Origin of the sequence: Methylobacterium sp. Leaf93 (assembly GCF_001422345.1) — a bacterium.
In the GTDB taxonomy this organism is placed as follows: domain Bacteria; phylum Pseudomonadota; class Alphaproteobacteria; order Rhizobiales; family Beijerinckiaceae; genus Methylobacterium; species Methylobacterium bullatum.
The window spans coordinates 81,441-100,822 of record NZ_LMMS01000029.1 but is presented as its reverse complement, the minus strand read 5'-3'; the positions used below and the strand labels follow the sequence as shown (position 1 = coordinate 100,822).

General features: G+C 67.7%; 17 protein-coding genes. 9 read left to right on the top strand and 8 right to left on the bottom strand.

Annotated elements, in window-relative coordinates; all coding sequences use genetic code 11:
- Positions 1-66: 66 nt before the first annotated feature.
- Positions 67-918: a CPBP family intramembrane glutamic endopeptidase gene (locus ASF26_RS19310; RefSeq protein WP_244475995.1), complete on the bottom strand. Its 852-nt coding sequence runs from the start codon at positions 916-918 to the stop codon at positions 67-69.
- Between the two features lie 272 nt (positions 919-1,190).
- Between ASF26_RS19310 and ASF26_RS19305 the strand changes: the two genes are divergently transcribed.
- Complete coding sequence (locus ASF26_RS19305; RefSeq protein ID WP_056257854.1) at positions 1,191-1,835, top strand: ClpXP protease specificity-enhancing factor SspB; 645 nt, start codon at positions 1,191-1,193, stop codon at positions 1,833-1,835.
- Positions 1,836-2,148: 313 nt separating this feature from the next.
- On the opposite strand, the gene ASF26_RS19300 is transcribed toward ASF26_RS19305, so the two are convergent.
- A complete protein-coding gene (locus ASF26_RS19300; protein ID WP_056144107.1) occupies positions 2,149-3,543 on the bottom strand; it encodes a cytochrome P450 in 1,395 nt (464 codons plus the stop codon).
- Positions 3,544-3,681: 138 nt separating this feature from the next.
- Between ASF26_RS19300 and fumC the strand changes: the two genes are divergently transcribed.
- The 3 genes from fumC to ASF26_RS19285 all read left to right on the top strand — a co-directional run bounded on the left by fumC (position 3,682) and on the right by ASF26_RS19285 (position 5,729).
- The gene (gene fumC, locus ASF26_RS19295; protein WP_056257849.1) at positions 3,682-5,106 is read left to right on the top strand and encodes a class II fumarate hydratase; all 1,425 of its coding nucleotides are present in this window, start codon (positions 3,682-3,684) and stop codon (positions 5,104-5,106) included.
- 27 nt (positions 5,107-5,133) lie between these two features.
- Positions 5,134-5,325, top strand: a complete 192-nt coding sequence (locus tag ASF26_RS19290) for a DUF4169 family protein (protein WP_018042562.1) — start codon at positions 5,134-5,136, stop codon at positions 5,323-5,325.
- A gap of 185 nt (positions 5,326-5,510) precedes the next feature.
- Positions 5,511-5,729 (top strand): ribbon-helix-helix domain-containing protein, encoded by a 219-nt coding sequence (locus tag ASF26_RS19285; RefSeq protein WP_056144100.1) that lies wholly within the window; start codon positions 5,511-5,513, stop codon positions 5,727-5,729.
- A 12-nt stretch (positions 5,730-5,741) separates the two neighbouring features.
- On the opposite strand, the gene ASF26_RS19280 is transcribed toward ASF26_RS19285, so the two are convergent.
- Positions 5,742-6,509, bottom strand: coding sequence for a helix-turn-helix domain-containing protein (locus tag ASF26_RS19280; protein ID WP_056257846.1), 768 nt, complete (start codon positions 6,507-6,509; stop codon positions 5,742-5,744).
- An 86-nt stretch (positions 6,510-6,595) separates the two neighbouring features.
- Between ASF26_RS19280 and ASF26_RS19275 the strand changes: the two genes are divergently transcribed.
- Complete coding sequence (locus tag ASF26_RS19275; RefSeq protein WP_082477709.1) at positions 6,596-7,570, top strand: MBL fold metallo-hydrolase; 975 nt, start codon at positions 6,596-6,598, stop codon at positions 7,568-7,570.
- A gap of 91 nt (positions 7,571-7,661) precedes the next feature.
- Here the strand turns inward: ASF26_RS19275 and ASF26_RS19270 are convergent, their stop codons facing one another.
- The 4 genes from ASF26_RS19270 to ASF26_RS19255 form a co-directional block, all read right to left on the bottom strand.
- Positions 7,662-9,047, bottom strand: coding sequence for a heterodisulfide reductase-related iron-sulfur binding cluster (locus ASF26_RS19270; RefSeq protein WP_056257841.1), 1,386 nt, complete (start codon positions 9,045-9,047; stop codon positions 7,662-7,664).
- A gap of 192 nt (positions 9,048-9,239) precedes the next feature.
- On the bottom strand, positions 9,240-10,427 hold the full coding sequence (locus tag ASF26_RS19265; protein WP_056257838.1) for an FAD-binding protein: 1,188 nt from the start codon (positions 10,425-10,427) through the stop codon (positions 9,240-9,242).
- An 88-nt stretch (positions 10,428-10,515) separates the two neighbouring features.
- Complete coding sequence (locus tag ASF26_RS19260; RefSeq protein ID WP_056257834.1) at positions 10,516-11,964, bottom strand: lipopolysaccharide biosynthesis protein; 1,449 nt, start codon at positions 11,962-11,964, stop codon at positions 10,516-10,518.
- Positions 11,965-12,066: 102 nt separating this feature from the next.
- Complete coding sequence (locus tag ASF26_RS19255) at positions 12,067-13,068, bottom strand: magnesium transporter CorA family protein (protein WP_056257831.1); 1,002 nt, start codon at positions 13,066-13,068, stop codon at positions 12,067-12,069.
- A 214-nt stretch (positions 13,069-13,282) separates the two neighbouring features.
- Between ASF26_RS19255 and groES the strand changes: the two genes are divergently transcribed.
- Together groES and groL are read left to right on the top strand one after the other, a co-directional pair.
- The gene (groES, locus tag ASF26_RS19250; RefSeq protein WP_018042554.1) at positions 13,283-13,570 is read left to right on the top strand and encodes a co-chaperone GroES; all 288 of its coding nucleotides are present in this window, start codon (positions 13,283-13,285) and stop codon (positions 13,568-13,570) included.
- A gap of 94 nt (positions 13,571-13,664) precedes the next feature.
- Entirely contained in the window at positions 13,665-15,308 is a 1,644-nt protein-coding gene (gene groL / locus ASF26_RS19245) for a chaperonin GroEL (RefSeq protein WP_018042553.1), read from the top strand.
- A gap of 473 nt (positions 15,309-15,781) precedes the next feature.
- On the opposite strand, the gene ASF26_RS19240 is transcribed toward groL, so the two are convergent.
- A complete protein-coding gene (locus tag ASF26_RS19240; protein ID WP_056257826.1) occupies positions 15,782-16,507 on the bottom strand; it encodes a hypothetical protein in 726 nt (241 codons plus the stop codon).
- A gap of 361 nt (positions 16,508-16,868) precedes the next feature.
- On the opposite strand from ASF26_RS19240, the gene ASF26_RS19235 reads away from it, so the two are divergent.
- On the top strand, positions 16,869-17,126 hold the full coding sequence (locus tag ASF26_RS19235) for a hypothetical protein (RefSeq protein ID WP_244476007.1): 258 nt from the start codon (positions 16,869-16,871) through the stop codon (positions 17,124-17,126).
- A 142-nt stretch (positions 17,127-17,268) separates the two neighbouring features.
- The gene (locus ASF26_RS19230; RefSeq protein WP_056257823.1) at positions 17,269-19,380 is read left to right on the top strand and encodes an ABC transporter ATP-binding protein/permease; all 2,112 of its coding nucleotides are present in this window, start codon (positions 17,269-17,271) and stop codon (positions 19,378-19,380) included.
- Positions 19,381-19,382 lie beyond the last annotated feature (2 nt).

Below are 19,382 nucleotides of genomic sequence, written 5' to 3'. Positions count from 1 at the left end.
CGGGGTCATTATGGCACAAATCTTCAAAAAGCGAGTCGCTGCCGGAACTTAGACTCTGACAGGCGCTCAGGCGGGCGCCGGCCACAGCAAGTAGGCGACCACGGCGAGGTTACTCCAAACGTGGAGCAGGATGCAGGGCCAGAGCCGCCCGGTCCGCCAGCGCAGCCAGCCGAGCATCAGGGCCAGGGGAATCAGCGAGACAGGGCGGGCGATGCTGCCGACCTGGATGTGAAGCAGCACGAACAGGGCGGAGGTGGAGAGGATCGCACCCCACGGCTTGAGGAAGCGCGAGGCCCGCTCGAACATCGCCCCGCGCATGAGCACCTCTTCCGCCACCGGCGCCAGCACGATGGTGAAGGCGAGCCAGGCGATGGCTCCGGTCCTGCTGAGCAGCGGCGACAGGCCGACATTGCGGCCGAACGCCATGTGGAAGACCTCCGCCGTCCCGATCACCCACAGGATGTGGAGGAACGGCCAGAGCAGGAGAATGGCGAGAAGCCGCGAGGGTGCGAGGCCCGGCGCCTCCACGGGGGTCAGCGCGAGCCTGGAGCGCCACGCCCCGCCGCTGGATCGGATCGCCGCGCCGATGACGATGGCGACTATGAGGCACTGGCGCAGGATATCGCTCGCCACCTCGCGCAGGACCAGCTGCTGCGGATACAACCGGGGGTGGCGGGCCTTGGTGGCGAAGGGGTCTATGCCCTGCAGGATGTCCGCGCCGACGCGCACGACGAGCAGGGCGGCGATGGCCGCCGCGAGCATCACGAACAGGGTCGCCAGGACGAGGCCGATGGCATCGCGAAACGCCGCCGCGGCGAGGCGGATCGGGGAACGGCGCGACCGCGCGCCGCCGGTGGCGGCCAGCATTGCGCCGATTGCCCGGTCGTCGGACAACTCCACGTCAGGATCGGGCTTCAAAAGCGACGCCTCTCCCTCTATATTCGTGTCGTTCGGTCGAAAGGCCGAACTGGGTGCCTGACAATCTTCGGCCGAGGCCGCTCGATCCCGGCGCTTTCACCAGAATCCCGGGTACGTGGATACGGTGTCAATTCACCGCCCCCCGTGGAGACCACGGTGGGAACGGCGCGATTGAAACCGGCGCCCGAGTCCGGCAAGCCTTCACGTCAATTCACCGACCCGGTGCGCCGTCGGCGCGACATTCCGGCAGGTACCGGGCAAAGCGACAAGCGATGGCAGACGATCTCATCCGTTACGACCTCCTGGTTCAGGATGCCCTGCGCGGCGTCGTGCGCAAGGTGCTGACCGACGCGGCCCGCGAAGGTCTCGCCGGCGAGCACCATTTCTACGTGTCGTTCCGGACGGAGGCGCCGGGGGTGCGGATGTCGCAGCGCCTGCGGGAGAAGTACCCCCAGGACATGACCATCGTCCTCCAGCATCAGTTCTGGGATCTCGGCGTCACCGAGCATTCCTTCGAGGTCGGCCTGTCCTTCTCCGGGGTTCCCGAGCGCCTGCTCGTGCCCTTCGACGCCTTGAGCGGGTTCTTCGACCCCTCGGTCCAGTTCGGCCTCAAGTTCGACCTGAACGAGACGGCGGACGAGGACGTGCAGGACGATGCGCCGCAACCTCCCGGCACGAAGAACGCCACGCGGGGCGCGGCCTCCGAGCCGAGCGAGATCATGCCGAAGGGCAACGCCGTCTCGGCGATCGGCGCCAGCGTGCCCAAGCTCCTCCCCGCGCAGGGCGCGAGCCAGAACCTCGACAAGACCGAGGACGGTCCCGACGGCAAGGCGGCGCGCCCCGCGGCCAAGAAGCCCGACGGCGGCGAAGCCGGTGCCGAAGTCGTCAGCCTCGACGCTTTCCGGAAGAAGAGTTGAGATTAAAGTCGCTTCGCTGCTTTTCGCGATGCCCGACGAATCGGGCTGTGCCTCGCTCCACCCGTCCGGGGCTACTGGATTCACACATTTGCTCGACGGCTGTTCCCGTTATTCAATAGGGTTCGGCCTAAGGCGCGACGTGCTCCCTCTCCTTCCAGGAGAGGGGACCCGCGAATTGGTGAGTGTCGTAGCCATCGGGGGAAGGGACGTTGGTTACGCTGAGTCTGCGCGAGCGTGGTCGTGAGACCTCGCCCCCCTCTCCTCAACGTCTGCAGCGCAGCGGAGGGTGATCCGCGACCCGCCGCAGCGGGTCTCAGCCCCGCCGCTCCACCTGCATCCGCAAGCCGTGTTCCGGCCGCAGCGTCACCCGCTGGAGCGGCGTGACGGGGGCGTGGTCGGGTGACAGCGAGAAGCGCGCGGCGCGGGCGATGTGCGCCAGCACGATCACCGCCTCCTGCAGCGAGAAGCTCTGGCCGATGCAGACGCGGGGGCCTGCGCCGAACGGCAGATAGGAGAAGCGCTGAACGGTGGCCCGGTTCTCCGGCAGGAAGCGCTCCGGCATGAACGCCTCGGGATCGTCCCACAGGGTGCGGTGGCGGTGGAGCACGTAGGGCGCCACCATGATGAGCGAGCCCTTGGGGATCTTGATCCGGCCGATCCGATCCTCCGCGATGGCCTGTCGGCTCAGGAACGGCACCGGCGGGAACAGCCGCATCGTCTCCTCCATCACCGCCTTGGTGAAGGGGAGCGCGTCGGCATCGAACCCGTCGCCCTGCACCGCATCGACCTCGCGCTCGACGCGGGCACGGGCCTCGTGATCCTGCGACAGGCAATAGAGCGCCCAGGTGAGCGCGTTCGCCGTGGTCTCGTGGCCGGCGGCGATGAAGGTGACGATGTTGGCTTTGACCTCCAGATCGCTGAGGCCCTTGCCGGTTTCCGGGTCCTGCGCCTGAAGCAGCAGGGTCAGGAGGTCGGAGGGGGCCGTTCCGGCGTCGAGCTGGGTGCGCCGGCGCGCGATGAGGGCGTTCACCACCTCCTCGAAGAAGCGGATCGCCGGCCGCGCCCGGAGCCGGCCGATGCGCGGCACGAAAGCCGGCACGCCGAACACGTCCATCGGGTCCACCGGCCCGACCGATTCGAGGAACCGGGTGATGGCGCGGCCCAGCGCATCGGGGTCGCTGGAAAGACCCTCGGTGAAGATCGTCCGCTCCAGCACGTCGAGGGTGACGCGGGTCATTTCCAGGGGCACGTCGACGGTGGTGGCGTCGCGCCGGGCGAGGCGGCGGCCGATTCGCGCGCCCGCCTCGTTCATGGGGGCGGCGAAGCCGAGGACGTGGCGGGCCGAGAAGATCGGCGCCAGGGTGCGCCGCTGCAGCTTCCACTCCTCGCCCTCCGCCGTGAGGAGGCCGTTGCCGAGCCCCGGCGCGAGCACCCGGCGCTGCAGGTCGTCCTTACGGTAGTTGGCGGCGTTCTCCACGAACAGGTAGCGGATCAGGGCCGGGTCGCTGACCACGGTGACGCGGCCCATCGCGCCTTCGCGCGCCACCACGGGCTCCACGAAATGCTCGTCGAGCCAGGTGGTGATCGGGTTGGCGCGCACCGCCTTGAGGAAGGCGAGCAACCCCGGCTGTTCGCGCCGGGGGCGCGGGACGACGGGGCGGAAGCGCGGGAGGGCGTCGGGCTCCAGGGTCGCGGCGTCCAACGGCATCGGCAATCGTCCTCGCTTCGTCCCGGAGCGTGCCTGACTCCGGCACGGACCTGTGACGCCTTTGAAAGAAAGCACCATCGCGGTTTTCGGCCGCACCGTTTAAGTAGGGCCGCATACCCCGCCATCTAAGAGGCCACGATGTCGCCGCTCGAAAGCCCCACCGAAACGTCCGCCACCCGGACCGAGTCCGACACGTTCGGCCCCATCGAGGTTCCGGCCCATCGCTACTGGGGCGCGCAGACCCAGCGCTCGATCCAGAACTTCAAGATCGGCACCGAGAAGATGCCGGCCCCCCTCGTCCATGCCCTCGGGATGGTGAAGCAGGCCGCCGCCCTGGTGAACCAGGATCTCGGCGCCCTCGACCCGAAGGTGGCCCAGGCCGTCGCCGCCTCCGCCGCCGAGGTGGTGTCGGGCGAGCACGACCAGGAATTCCCCCTCGTGGTCTGGCAGACGGGCTCGGGCACCCAGTCGAACATGAACGCCAACGAGGTCATCGCGAGCCTGGCCAACGAGCTGCTCGGCGGAAAGCGGGGCGGCAAGTCGCCGGTCCACCCCAACGACCACGTGAATCGCGGCCAATCCTCCAACGACGTGTTCCCCACGGCGATGCACATCGCGGTCTCGCGCGAGATCAACGACCGGCTGCTGCCCTCCCTGAAGCACCTGCACGACGCGCTCCAGGCGAAGTCCGAGGCGTTCGCCGACATCGTCAAGATCGGGCGCACCCATTTGCAGGACGCGACGCCCGTCTCCCTCGGCCAGGAATTTTCCGGCTATGTCGCGCAGGTGGCGTTGGGCACCGAGCGGGTGAAGGCGACGCTTCCGGGCGTGCTTGCTCTCGCGCAGGGCGGCACGGCGGTCGGCACCGGCCTCAACGCCCATCCGGAATTCGCGGAGAAGTTCGCGGCCAAGGTCGCCGAGCTGACCGGCCTGCCCTTCACCTCGGCCGCCAACAAGTTCGAGGCGCTGGCCACCCACGACGCCCTCGTCTTCACGCAGGGCGCGCTGTCCGCCCTGGCGGCGGGCCTGTTCAAGATCGCCCAGGACATCCGCTTCCTCGGCTCCGGCCCGCGCTCGGGCCTCGGCGAACTCTCCCTGCCGGAGAACGAGCCGGGCTCGTCGATCATGCCGGGCAAGGTCAACCCGACGCAGTGCGAGGCCCTGACCATGGTCTGCGCCCAGGTGATCGGCAACGGCACCACGGTGAGCTTCGCCGGCTCCCAGGGTAATTTCGAGCTCAACGTGTTCAAGCCGGTCATCGCCAACGCGGTGCTGCAATCGATCCGCATCCTCGCCGATGCGGCCGTGAGCTTCGCCGACAATTGCGTCGTCGGCATCAAGGCCAACGAGGACAAGATCGCCGACTTGATGAGCCGCTCGCTCATGCTGGTGACGGCGCTCGCCCCCTCCATCGGCTACGACAAGGCCGCCGAGATCGCCAAGACCGCGCACAAGCGCGGCACCACCCTGAAGGAAGAGGCCCTGCGCCTCGGCTACGTCACGGAGGAGGAGTTCGACCGCGTCGTGCGCCCCGAGACCATGCTGGCGCCAAGCATCGACTAACTAAGGCGTCGACTGACGAGGTTCGATATGGCCGAGATCATCAACCTGCGCTCGGTCCGCAAGGGCAAGGCGCGGGCCGAGAAGGAGGCGAAGGCGGAGGACAACCGCATCGCCTTCGGCCGGCCGAAGAAGGCCAGGACCCTGGCCGAGGCCAAGAAAGCCATCGAGTTCTCGCGCCACGAAGGCCACAAGCTCGTGGGACCGGATTCGGACGGGTGAGGGTTCACGCAGCGCTTCACGCTCCCTCCCGACGAGGTTGCTGGATTCGCGCATCTGCTCGACCGCTACCCGCTCATCCAAGCGGGTTCGACCTGAGGCGCGACGGGCCCCCTCTCGTGGAAGGAGAGGGACCCGCGCTGTCCGCGAGACGTGTGAAGAGCGTAGCCCGAGGAGGGGTGAGGGGGGTGACCACCGGCACTACCAAACGCTCGGTGATGATCGCCGGCCACCGCACCAGCGTGTCGTTGGAGACGCCGTTCTGGGAGGCTTTGCGCGAGATCGCCGCCGCCCGCGGGCAGTCGGTTCAGGTGCTGATCGGCGAGATCGACGAGGCGCGGGGCGCGCAGAACTTGTCGTCGGCGATCCGGGTGTTCGTGCTGGCTGAAGTGCGCCGGCCGAACTGAGGCCACTGGCGTCTATGGCCGCCGGATACCGACGAGACTCGCCGAGGCGGGTGCACCGAACGTCTGGCGGAAGGCGTTGGCGAAATGGGCCTGATCGGCGAAGGCCGCGTCGTGGGCCGCGACCGTGAAGGTTTCACCTCGAATGACGGCGTCGATCGCCCGCCGCATGCGCAGCCACGAGCGATAGCGCCGGAATGGAACTCCCACCTCGCGGGTGAACAGGTGCTGCATCCGCGAGGAGGACAGCCCGACGGAGGCCGCGAGGCGCGGCGCCGACATGCTCGCGTCCTGGCGGGTGCCGAGGTCCGCCATGATCCGGGTGATGCGCCCATCGAGCGTCGGTTCGTTCCGGCGCACCGCGAAGCCGGCCAGATCGGCGATGGCCTGCCCGGCCCAGACCGTGGCGCGCCGGCATTCGTAGAGCGCACGCAAGGGCTCGATCTCACCCCGCATGGCGACGCGTGCGCCGTCGATGTCCTCGCCGGCGGCGATCAGGCCCAGGAGAGCCCGCGCTCCGGCCTCTGGCTCGAGATAGAGGACGCCCAAGGGGTCGCCGGCACAATCGAGTTCGTGCCGCATCCCCGCCGGGACGAAGGCCGTGCGGCAGGCAATCCACGGACCGGGCCTGAACCGGATGCGGAAAGGGCCATACAGGCCGGCCAGATAGACCGGCGCACCATGCTGGTGGCTGGCGTTGTAGGCGAGCGGTCCGGCAAAAAAGGTATGCCCGCCCTCGACGTGCCAAAGGGGGCCGAGGGCGGGGGCAGCACGTTCGTTCAAGCGGTCTCCCCTCCCCGCGCGCTAGTCCGGTCATCCCCGCCTCGCAGCCCACCGGCGCGGCAGGGACATCCGGAGATCCTGCGACGATGATCACATTGAGCCGCCGCCTTGTCACGGGCGCCCTCGCGGGCCTCGCTCTTTCCGGCGCGAGGCCGGCCCTAGCCGGTACGGCCGCCCTGGCCGAGGCACCTGCGTTGCGGCGCATCCGGCTCGGCGCCTTCACCATCACCACCCTGCTCGACGCGGACGAAACCATCGACGGGCCATGGCCGATCGTCGGCGAGGACCGCCCGAGAGAGGAGGTGCAAGCGCTGATGCGGGAGAACCGGCTTCCACCGGACCGCTTCACGCCGGGCTTCACCCCGACGCTGATCGAGACCGGCACACAGCGCATTCTCTTCGATACCGGAAACGGCGAGGTCGGCTTCATCCCAAGGCCGGCGGGAGGGCGGCTGGGTCAGGCGCTACGGCGCGCCGGAATTGCGCCGGAGACGATCGACCTCGTGGTGATCACGCATTGCCATACAGATCATATCGGCGGCCTCCTGGACGGCGGTGTTCCGCAATTTCCCAACGCGGCCTACGTCGTGGGAGAGGCGGAATACCGCTTCTGGACCGCGGAGGAGCGCCTGTCGGCGCCGGCGGACAGCAACACCTACCGATCGGCCGCGGTGGTGCACAGCCACCTCGTCCCGCTGCGCGAACGCATCCGCTTCGTCGGACCCGGCGACACGGTCGCGCCCGGCATCGACGTGGTGGCCGCCTTCGGGCACACGCCGGGGCACCTTGCCTTCCATTGCGAGAGCGAGGGGCAACGGATGCTCGTGTGGGGCGATTGCGCCCATCACGAGGTGGCATCCCTGATTCACCCCGAATGGCACGCGTTGTTCGATCTCGACAAGGCTCAAGGCATCGCGACCCGTCGGGCTATTTACGCGATGGTCGCCACCGAAAGGCTGCTGGTGGCGGGCTATCACACGGCGTTCCCGTCGCTCGGCCATGTCGAAGCGCGAGGAACGGGCTTTCGCTGGATTCCGGTGAGCGAGTCCGGAACTCCCTGAGCCCCCTCTTCCCGTCAGCGGCCGATCCTAGCCATCGACAGGACATGCGCAGGTCTTGGCGAAATGCGTAGGTGTAGGCGTCGCTTCGGGCCTACTCCGCCGCCTCCAGCACCCGCGTCCCGCCCAATCCTTCCAGTACCGCCGGCTTCGGCCCGCCCGTCGCCCAGTCCAGCAGTTCCACCGTGTGCACGATGGGGATGCGCGTGCCGTTCCCGATCTGCGTGGCGCAGCCGATATTGCCGGTGGCGATGAGATCGGGGCGCATACGCTCGATATTGGCCACCTTCCGGTCGCGCAGGCGCCCGGCGATCTCCGGCTGGAGGATGTTGTAGGTGCCGGCCGAGCCGCAGCAGATATGGCCCTCGGGCACGTCCTTCACGGTGAAGCCGGCCTTCTTGAGCAGATTCTTCGGCTCGGTGCGGATGCCCTGGCCGTGCTGCATCGAGCAGGCGGAATGGTAGGCGACCACGAGGTCGCTCTCGAACAGGGGCGGCATCAGGCCGAGGCTGGCGACGTATTCGGTGACGTCCTTGGCGAGAGCCGAGACCCGCGCCGCCTTGTCCGCATAGGCCGGGTCGTCGCGGAACATGAAGCCGTAATCCTTGATCGTCGTGCCGCAGCCCGAGGCCGTGACGATGATCGCGTCGAGGCCGTCGCCGTCCATCTCGGCGATCCAGGCATCGAGGGTGCGCTTGGCCTGGGCGTGGGAGGTCTCGGACTTGCCCATATGGTGGGTGAGCGCGCCGCAGCACCCCTCCCCCTTCGCCTGAACCACCTCGACGCCGTGGCGGGTGAGAAGCCGGACTGCCGCCTCGTTGAAATCCGGCCGCAACACGCTCTGGGCGCAGCCGCGCAGGAGGGCGACCCGGCCGGCGCGGGCGGGTGCGGCCTCGCCCTGGAGCAGGGCGCTGGCTTCCCGCGCGCGGTTGTCGGCGGGGAAGGTGCCGGGCCGGTCGTTGACGGTGCGGTTGGGCAGGAGCGCGGGGGCGAGGTCGAGCATCGCCGCAAGCCGGTTGCCGACACGGGGCAACTGGGCGACGAGGGGCCGGAACGGCGCGCCGATCTTGGCGGCCAGGAGCGCCAGGCGGAAGCGATTCGGATAGGGCAGCACGAAGGCGAGGACACTGCGCAGGAGCCTGTCGCTCAAGGGCCGGCGATAGGTTTCCTCGATATGCGTGCGGGCGTGATCCACGAGGTGCATGTAATGCACGCCCGAGGGACAGGTCGTCATGCAGGACAGGCAGGACAGGCAGCGGTCGACATGCTTGACCACCTCCGGTGTCGCCGGCTTGCCGCCCTCCAGCATGTCCTTGATGAGGTAGATGCGGCCGCGCGGGGAATCGAGCTCGTCGCCGAGGAGGAGATAGGTCGGGCAGGTGGCGGTGCAGAACCCGCAATGCACGCAGGTCCGCAGGATCTTCTCGGACGCCGCCATCGCCGGCTCGGCGAGTTGCGTCAGGCTGAAATTGGTCTGCACGGCGTTTCCTCAGGGTCCCGATCACGTCAGCCATCCTGGCGATCTTCCGCCGCCCGGCGCTGTTTCCCGCAGCTTAGAGGGAATTTAGGCGGAAGCCGAGGCTTGGAACGGCTCTAAGTGGCAGCCTGCCGCACTCCGACGGCCCAGACGTCGCAGGGCGAGCGCGCCCCACGAGCGCTCACCTCGCGACGGTCAAATCCCCGCATACATCCGGCCGGGATTGAACACCCCCTTCGGATCGTGGGCCGCCTTGATCCCGGCCGTCATCCGCAGCAGCGGGTCCGACAGGGGCTCGAAGACGGCGGTCGCCGCGCGCACCGCGTCCGGCGCCCGCACCAGGGTGGCGTGGCCTCCGGTGGAGCGCAGGACGTCGCGGATGGTCTCGGCGCCGGCATCGCCCTCGGCCGAGGTGGCGAGCCAGACGAGGCCGCCGCCCCAATCGTAGAACCAGCGCGCCTGGCGCCGCGCCGCGATGGCGGCGGTGACGGCGGGTCCTTTGGTCGGCGTGGTGGAGATCCGCCATACGGCGGCTGCGCGCGGTTCCGTCAGCGGGATCACGTCGCGGATCGCGGCCCACAGGACGGCACCGATCCCGTCCTCGATGATCTCCGGCTCGCCGAAGCGCCGCAGCAGCTTGCGCAACTCGCCGAGGCGGTAATCGAGGGAGTCCGAAAAGCCCTCCAGGCGCATCAGGGTGCGGGGGCTCGGCCCGTCGAGGCCGCTCGGCAGGTGAGCGGCGCCCGTGAGTTCGAACGGCGATCCGAGGGCGGCGCTGAGAGCCGCCACCGCCGTTGCATCGTCCAGGCCGGAAAAGGCCAGGGTCGCCGTCCGCTCCTGCACCGGAAGGACCTTGAAGGTCACCTCGGTGAGAAGGCCGAGGGTGCCCCACGAGCCGGCCATGAGCTTGACGAGGTCGAGGCCGGTGACGTTCTTCATCACCCGGCCGCCGGACTTGATGGCCTCGCCGCGCCCGTTGACGAAACGGACGCCGATCAGGCTGTCGCGGGCCGCACCCGCATTGATCCGGCGCGGTCCCGCATTGTTGGTGGCCGCCACCGCGCCGAAGGTCGGCTCGCCGGTCGAGCCCATCAGGATGCGGTGGTCCATCGGCTCGAAGGGCAGCATCTGGCCGCGTTCCGCCAGCAGGGCCTGCACCTGCGCGAGGGGGGTGCCGGCGCGGGCGGCGACCACCATCTCGGCCGGCTCGTAGAGCGTGATGCCGGAGAGTTTCAGGGAGGAGAGGGTCGATTCGTCCTGTGCCGGGCGGCCGATGGCGGCCTTGGTGCCCCCGCCCACGAGACGCATCGGCTCGGCGCGGCCGGCGGCATCGGCGACGATGGCTTGCGCCTCGCCCTCGTCCTGAGGCTCGTATGTCCGCATCGTTTCCCGCCCGTTGTGATGCTCGCCGGCATCCTTTGCCGAACCATATGCGGGAAGCGATGCCACCCTTTCAAGCGGCGCTCCTGTCTCAGGCCGTCGGGGTGACGGCGCGCTGCCGCAGATAGGCGGCGGCGAGGCCGCGCAGGCCGGCGATGTCGAACAGCGCCACGAGCAGGGCATAGACCAGCACGCCGAGGGGCAGGGAGATGGCGAGGGTTAGGGCCGGGTCCATGTGCCGGAACGGCGCGAGGCAAGCCATCATCGCCAGGGTGGCGGTGCAGGCGGCAAAGACGTCCCACCAGTCGATCCGCAGGCGCTGCGGTCCGGCGAGAGCGCGGACCGCCAGCCACAGGGTCGAGGCGACCAGGCCGGCGCTCTGCGCCATGGCGATGCCGGGCGCCCCGAAATGCGTGGGCAGGACGAGCAGGCAGGCGGCATTCACGCCTAGGCCGACGATGGCGGCGGCGATGACGGGTACTGTCTTGCGGCGGATCTGGAAGATCGGGTTGAGGCCGAAATTGAGCAGGGTGCCGCAGAGCAGGCCCGGGATGAGGATCATCGCATAGAGGGCGAAGGGCCCGCGATACGCCTCCGGCACGATGAGCCCTTGGATCGCCGGAAGCACCGCCCAGAGCCCGCCGGCGCAGGGCACCATCAGCGCCACCACGATGCCTGCGTTGCGGCCGATCTGGGCCTCGGCCGCCACGTGGCCCTCGTGCTCGTCCACCCGTACGGCGAGCTGGAACAGGATGAGATCGAGGGCCGTGCCGATCATGCTGAGGCTGCGGGTGGCGACATCCGCGGCCAGGGCGAAATAGCCGGCCTCCGCCAGTCCGAACCACATGGCGATGGCGCTGCGGTTGAGGAACGGCGTGATCTGGTAGATCGCGTTCGCGACGATAAGCGGCAGCCCGTAGGCGCGAAACAGCCGCCAGGTCTCGCCCATGCGCACGCGGACGATGGGCACCTTCGGATCGAGCAGAGGCCTGCGCAGCACGAGGACGGGCAGGAACTGGCTGAGCCCGCAGGCGACGAGCACCCAAACCGGCTGGGGAAACAGCCAGGCCGCCCCCGCCATGAGCAGGAAGGCGAGGCCGTTCTTGACGATGGTCAGCTTCAGGTAGAGGCCGCCGTCGAAGCGTGCCCGCGTCAGGGCCGCGTGATAATCGAACAGGCCGATGCCGAAGGCGGCCAGCCCCGCCCCCGCCGCGATGGCGAAGCGCCCTTGCGCATCCATCTCCACCGTCGCGCCGACCACCGCGCACAGGGCGGAAGCGACCAGCAGGACGAGGGTGAGGACGGCGTAGGCGCGGTCCAGCCCGTGACGGATCCAGGGTTCCTCCTGCCGGACGCGGTTGGAATAGAACCGGGTCGCCGAGAGCCGAAGCCATTCGAAGACCAGGGTGTTGAGGACCACGGCACCTGTAGTGGCGAGGCCGAACAGGCCGAAATCCGCCGGCCCCATCAGCTTGGCGAGGAGCAGGCCGAGGCAGAAATTGAGCCCGGCATTCAGGATGAAGGCGGCGATCACGGCCATGCGGTCGACTCTGGTCGCCGGGTGCCCGGCTCTGCTCCCGATCCTTGCGCGCCGGCCCGAAAAGAATTCCCTAAATCCCGAACCCGCCGGGTCGGCCCAGCCTCAGAACCAGCCGCGCAGCTTGAAGAAGACGACGGGGATGATCGCGCTGATGACGATCAGCGACAGACCATAGGGATAGCCGTAGACCCAGTCGAGTTCCGGCATGTGCTTGAAGTTCATGCCGTACATGGAGGCGATGAGGGTCGGCGGCACGCCCACCACCGAGACCACGGTGAGCACGCGGAAGGTGTTGTTCTGCTCGATGCTGATGAGGCCGAGGGTGGCGTCGAGGAGGAACTGCACGTTCTCCGAAAGCCGGATCTCGAACTCGTCGAGGGAGGCGATGTCCCGGCGCAGGGTCTCGAAGCGCGGCATCTCGGTGGCGCCGAGGAGGTGTTCGCACTCGCCGGCGACGAAGGGGAGGATGCGCTCGAGGCCGAGCAGGCTCGAGCGGATCTTGCCGAGTGCCTTGCCTCGCCGGCCGACGCTGCGGAGGATGCGGCGCAGCGCGAGGTCGCGCCGGCGCGGGGTCTTGCCGGAATCGCCTGCGGTGCCCCCTGCCCTCACGTCGAAATCGAAGATCCGGGTGGAGAGCGCGTCGAGATCGGCGCCCATCTCCTCCAGGGCGTCGGCGAGGCTGTCGACCAGCTCCTCCACCAGGAGGAGGAAGATCTCGGTGCCGGTCTGGCAATCCCCGTCGCCGTCGCCGATGCGCTTCTTGACCTCCTCGAAGGCTCTGAGCTCGTTGAACCTGACCGTGATGAGCCGGTCCCGGGTCAGGACGAAGCCGAGCGGGGTCAGCTGCGAATCCACCTTGTCGAAGGTGATCATCGGGGTGGAGAGCGAGAGCCCGTTCTTGAGCCGCCGCAGCCGGCTGGAATTCTCGACCTCGCTCAAAGCTTTTCGCGAGGGGACGCGCAGGCCGGTGGCGGCCTCGATATGCTCCGCCTCCTCGGCACTCGGATTGTTGAGATCGATCCAGATCGCGTGGCTCGGCACGCCGCCGCCATTGGCTGCGCCGGAATGCACGACCGCGCCCTGCGGTCCCTGAAGGCTGATCATGGGGTGATTGTCATCCGTCTGTCAGCGACCGGAGAGCAGAACATGCTGCGCAAACGCGGCATGACGCGTCGTCCGCGTCTTGACTCGCAAGGGGCTTGAGCCTACCTCCGCCCTTGCTTTGGCACTCTTTGCTCGAGAGTGCTAACAGCCTGGGTTGGGCGAGCCCTTCGGCCGCATCAACGCCATCCATGAATTTGAAGCAAGAGGGCAGCTCATGAAGTTCCGTCCGCTGCACGACCGTGTCGTCGTCCGCCGTATCGAAGGCGAAGAGAAGACCAAGGGGGGCATCATCATCCCCGATACCGCCAAGGAGAAGCCGCAAGAGGGCGAGATCGTCGCCGTCGGCCCTGGCGCCCGTGACGAGGCCGGCCGCGTGAACCCGCTCGACGTCAAGGCCGGTGACCGCGTCCTGTTTGGCAAGTGGTCCGGCACCGAAGTCAAGATCGACGGTCAGGACCTCCTGATCATGAAGGAATCCGACATCATGGGCGTCGTCGCCTAAAGCGACCCGGCCCTCTTCCTTCTTCCCATCCAAGCCCTTCGAGCGCGCACTTCGATGAGCGCCTCAGGGCTTCGAACCTCATGAGGATTTGAACATGGCAGCGAAAGAAGTACGCTTCGGCTCCGATGCCCGCGAGAAGATGCTCCGCGGCGTCGACATTCTCGCCGATGCAGTGAAGGTCACGCTCGGCCCCAAGGGTCGCAACGTCGTCATCGAGAAGAGCTTCGGCGCTCCCCGCATCACCAAGGACGGCGTCACCGTCGCCAAGGAGATCGAGCTCTCCGACAAGTTCGAGAACATGGGCGCCCAGATGGTGCGCGAAGTGGCCTCGAAGACCAACGACATCGCTGGCGACGGCACCACCACCGCCACCGTCCTGGCCCAGGCCATCGTCCGTGAAGGCGCCAAGTACGTGGCCGCCGGCATGAACCCGATGGACCTGAAGCGCGGCATCGACCTCGCCACCACCGCCGCCGTGAAGGACATCACGAGCCGCGCCAAGAAGGTCGCCTCGTCCGAGGAAGTCGCCCAGGTCGGCACCATCTCGGCCAATGGCGACAAGGAAATCGGCGAGATGATCGCCCATGCCATGCAGAAGGTCGGCAACGAGGGTGTCATCACCGTCGAGGAAGCCAAGACCGCCGAGACCGAGCTCGACGTCGTCGAGGGCATGCAGTTCGACCGCGGCTACCTCTCCCCGTACTTCATCACGAACGCGGAGAAGATGGTCGCCGAGCTCGAGGACCCCTACATCCTCATCCACGAGAAGAAGCTCTCGTCGCTCCAGGCGATGCTGCCGGTTCTCGAGGCCGTGGTGCAGACCGGCAAGCCGCTCGTCATCATCGCCGAGGACATCGAGGGTGAGGCTCTCGCCACGCTCGTCGTCAACAAGCTGCGCGGTGGCCTCAAGGTCGCTGCCGTCAAGGCTCCGGGCTTCGGCGATCGCCGCAAGGCCATGCTCGAGGACATCGCGATCCTGACCCAGGGTCAGATGATCGCCGAGGACCTCGGCATCAAGCTCGAGAACGTTACCCTCCCGATGCTCGGCCGCGCCAAGCGCATCCGCATCGAGAAGGAGACCACCACGATCATCGACGGTCTCGGCGAGAAGGCGGACATCGAAGCCCGCGTCGGCCAGATCAAGGCGCAGATCGAGGAGACCACCTCGGACTACGACCGTGAGAAGCTCCAGGAGCGCCTGGCCAAGCTCGCCGGCGGCGTCGCGGTCATCCGCGTCGGCGGCGCGACCGAGGTCGAGGTCAAGGAGAAGAAGGACCGCGTCGACGACGCGCTCAACGCCACCCGCGCTGCGGTGGAAGAGGGTATCGTCCCCGGCGGCGGCACCGCTCTCCTCCGTGCCCGTGAGGCCGTCCGCGCTCTCCAGAGCGACAATCCGGACGTCCAGGCCGGCATCAAGATCGTGCTGAAGGCCCTTGAGGCCCCGATCCGCCAGATCGCCGCCAACTCGGGCGTCGAAGGCTCGATCGTGGTCGGCAAGATCACCGACAACACCTCTTCGATCACCTACGGCTTCAACGCCCAGACCGAAGAGTATGTCGACATGATCCAGGCCGGCATCGTCGACCCGGCGAAGGTCGTGCGCACCGCCCTGCAGGACGCTTCCTCCATCGCCGGCCTCCTCGTCACCACCGAGGCCATGATCGCCGATGCTCCCAAGAAGGACGGCGGCGCTCCCCAGATGCCGGGCGGCGGCGGCATGGGCGGCATGGACTTCTAAGAAGTCCACGCTCTCCATCGGAACGGATGCTCTCGCGGTTTTGGCCGCGAGGGCGGAAAGGGTCGTCGCAAGACGGCCCTTTTTTCGTTGTGGGCGGGACATGTCGAGTGTCCGCGATCGGGCTACTGGATTCATACAGCTACGTTGTCGAAGCAGACCGCGTCCCTCTCCCCCTTGTGGGGAGAGGTTAGGAGTGGGGGTGGCTCCGCCAGCCTCCGCAGCAACAGGAGGGTCGCCCGACCACCCCCACCTCCAAACTCCTCCCCACAAGGGGTAGGAGGGCCGCGCATCCCACGACATATGCGAATGCCGTCGCCTTCCAGAAGACGGAGTCCGTCGCGCCTCATCTCGAACCCTCTTGGGTAGAGGGGACACCTGTTGAGCGGATCCGCAGATCAATCAGCCCCAATCGGGGGCGGGCAGCGCTCCATGCTCGTGCGGCGGAGATGTTTTATCCACGATCCCGCTCGCGCCTATCCCGCGCGGCGCCGGCACCGGACGTAGGAGGCGTCGCCCTTGGCGCTCGACCATGTCAGGCGGTTGCCGTCGACCAGAAGCTTCACCTGGGACGACCAGCGCCGGCCGCCATCGCTGCAGGAGGCCGACACGCTCCAGTTCGCGCCGATGCGCCGCCCGTCGCGGAAGGTGCACACCGTGTTGCCGGCCCGAGCCCCGCTTTCGGTGATCCGCGCCGGTATGTATCCCCGCCGCCGCGCGCCGCGGCCGCACGCGGATTCGTTGGGTCCCCAAAGACCGACATAGGCTGCCGGCTCGACCGGGGGCGACGCGGCCGTGACCGCGTCGGCACGGGGTGCCATTTCGGGATCCTGCCGCAAGGCGGCGGACCGGATGCCGGGCTGGACCGTTGGGGCGACCACGGCATCCCGGCCCGACGGACCGGACCCGACACCCACATCGGACCAGGGAGCGCTGCCACGGGGCGAGCGCGCCCCACCCGCCCGATCCTCGAACGGACCGGGTTCGTTGAAGGCCGTCTGGATCGTGTCGATCTCCGGACGCGCCGGCGGGTCGTCGGTCAGCAGAACGGTGCTGTAGCCGAGGAGCACGCCCCAGCCCATGGCGAGCGAGACGGGAAGCACCAGGGCGCGGCTCGACCTGACGGAGCCGTTCGCTACGGCCGGCGACGGCGCTCCCTCGTCGCTCCCCCTCGCATCCCTCTCTTCGACGCCCGCGGTCATCGTCGTCTCCCGTAAGGCTCCCCCTGGGGCGGAACCGATCTCGCAGCGGCGGCCGCTTCACCGTTCGGCGACTTGAACAGCCTCCGCCCCCCTTCGACAACCGGACCCTTATGCACTCATGAAGCCGGCTTTGGTCAGGACAGGCCTGTGGCTATTCTGTCCCGGCGCCATCGATAGCGGTGGATAGGCTCCGCGAATAGGGCGAGCAAACGGCAAGCCCTTCCCGTCCCTCACCAAAACTGCCATGCTCAAGCTTGTGAGAAACAAGTCAGTTATCCGTGCCATCGTGATGAGACGCTTCGCCTTCGCCGTCTGCGTCACCATCGCAGTCCCAGCCGGTGCTCAAGCACCCCCCTCCACCATGCGGATGGCCTGCGCGGATGCGATGGCGCTCGTGAAGCGGGACGGATCAGCGGTCCTGTCGTGGCCGGCGGGCAAGCCGGAGAAGCCAAGCAGGATTGAGCCACCGGGCTGGACCGAGCGCTTCGTCAGCGACCGGAGCCAGTGCGGGATGACGGAGATCGCCGAACTCCGCTTCGTGCCCACCCGCGACAATCTGGAATGCCCGGTCGGCTACCGATGTCGCGAACCGGATTACGGCGATTGGGATTGGCCCTGATCCGATCTGACGCATCCGGCGGCGCCTTCCCCCGCCACGATCTCGCCACGACCGGCCGTCACTGCCGCCGTCACGGTCCGGTCCCGATCCGGCGGGCGAAGTCGTCGTCGCCTATTTGAATCATCCACTTGAGGAGACGCGCGTGGCCGTACTCAGGACAGGCCTCGGCCTGCAGGCCGCCATTACGGCGCTCTTCGCACTCGTACTTCTGATCCTGCCGGGCACCGCAACGCCACTCTACGTCGGCCTCAGCGGCTTTGCGATGGTGGTGATCCTCCTCGCCTCCGCCAAGCTGTCCGATTACCTGAAGGTGTTCGTATCGGTTTATGGCATCGGCTACCTGTTCCTGGCCGGAGCCAAACAACTCGCGGCCTCGGGCCTCCTGCCGGAGACCCTGGCAGCTCTGCTGCCACCGGCCTTCGCGGCTACGGGCGCGGTGGTCTTTGCCGGTATCGTGTTCGGAATCTCCCATCTCGAACCGATCCGCGCGATCACCCGTATCGCCGACCCGTTCTTCGCCGCACGCGAGGAGCCGAACCGGGAAATCCGGCCATTTCACTTCTTCGGCAGCACCGAAGGTCGAGTGGCGCGACGTCTCGTGGCGCTCTCCATCTTCATCACCTTCGCCCAGGTCGCGCTCCAGCTGCGCCTGAACTTCTGGTACCGCGACCTCTTCAACGCGCTGCAGGAATATAACGCCGACGCGTTCTGGTATCAGCTTGTCTGGATCTTCGTGCCTCTGGCGACGATCTGGGTCATCATCGGCATGTTCGACACCTTCGTCGATGCCTCGCTCCACATCCGCTGGCGCACCTGGCTGGCCCGCAGCCTCTACAGCCGCTGGCTCGATGGCGGCACGCACTACCGGATCCCTTTCACCGATGAGCCGGCCGATAACCCGGATCAGCGCATCCAGAGCGACGTCAATCTCTTCATCCAGCAGACGACGAGCCTGTCGATCCGGCTCCTGTCGCAGGCCGCCACCCTGGTCTCGTTCATGGTCATCCTCTGGGGCCTGTCGCGGGATTTCGTCCTTCCCTTCACCGATACGGTAGTGCCCGGCTTTCTCGTCTGGCTGGTCATTGTCTATGCGGTGGTCGGCACTTGGTTGACCCATCTCATTGGCCGCCCGCTCATCGGGCTCGATTTCCGGCAGGAAAAGGTCGAGGCCGATTTCCGTTTCTCCCTTGCGCGGACGCGGATCTATTCCGAGCAGATAGCCCTTCTGCGTGGCGAGCGCTCGGAGACCGTGCGCCTGCGCGAACTCTTCCAAGAGATCATCGGGAACTATCTCGCCATCATCTATCGGCGGATCAAGATCGGCAGCTTCACCCTGTCGTACAACCAGATCAGCGTGGTGTTCCCCTACATCCTCGCCGCTCCGTCCTACTTCCTGAAGAAGATCACCCTCGGCCAGTTCCAGCAAACCGCGAACGCTTTCAGCAGCGTCCAGGGCTCACTGTCCTTCTTCATCGATTCCTACACCACCATCGCGTCTTACCGCGCCAACACCAACCGCCTGACGTCGTTCAAGCGGGCAATGACCAAGGCGGAAGCCCTCTCCGGAGCCGGATACGGTCTCGTCCAGGGCAATGGTAGCGGCCCGAACGTCACCGCCTCCGGTCTGACCCTCGCCCTTCCCGACGGCCGCGAGATCGTCACCGCCGGCTCGTTCACCCTCGGCAAGGGGGCGGCGACGCTGCTCACCGGGCCGTCCGGGTCCGGCAAGTCGACCCTGTTCCGCGCGATCGCCGGCATCTGGCCGTTCGGGAAGGGCCGGGTCGACGTGCCGGAAGGCCAGTCCGCGCTGGTTCTGCCACAGCGGCCCTACATCCCGCTCGGGACCCTGCGCGGTGCCGTCGTCTATCCCAGCACCACCGACCAGTTCTCCGACGAGGCGATCCGCGAGGCGCTGATCGCCGCGCAGCTTCCGCAACTCGCCGATCGTCTCGACGAGGTCGATGCCTGGGATCAGCGCCTCTCCGGTGGCGAACAGCAGCGGCTGGCCATCGCCCGCGCCGTGTTGGCAAAGCCCGCCTGGCTCTTCCTCGACGAATCCACCGCCGCCCTCGACGAGCCGAGCGAGGCCGGCATCTACCGGATGCTGCGCGAGCGCCTGCCGGGGACGACGATCGTCTCCATCGGCCATCGCTCGACCCTGCATGCCCTCCACGACACGCGCATCGACATGAAGCCGGGCCAGGATGGGCGCTTCACGCCGACGGAACTTTCCGGAGCCGCGGGCGCGAAGTAGGG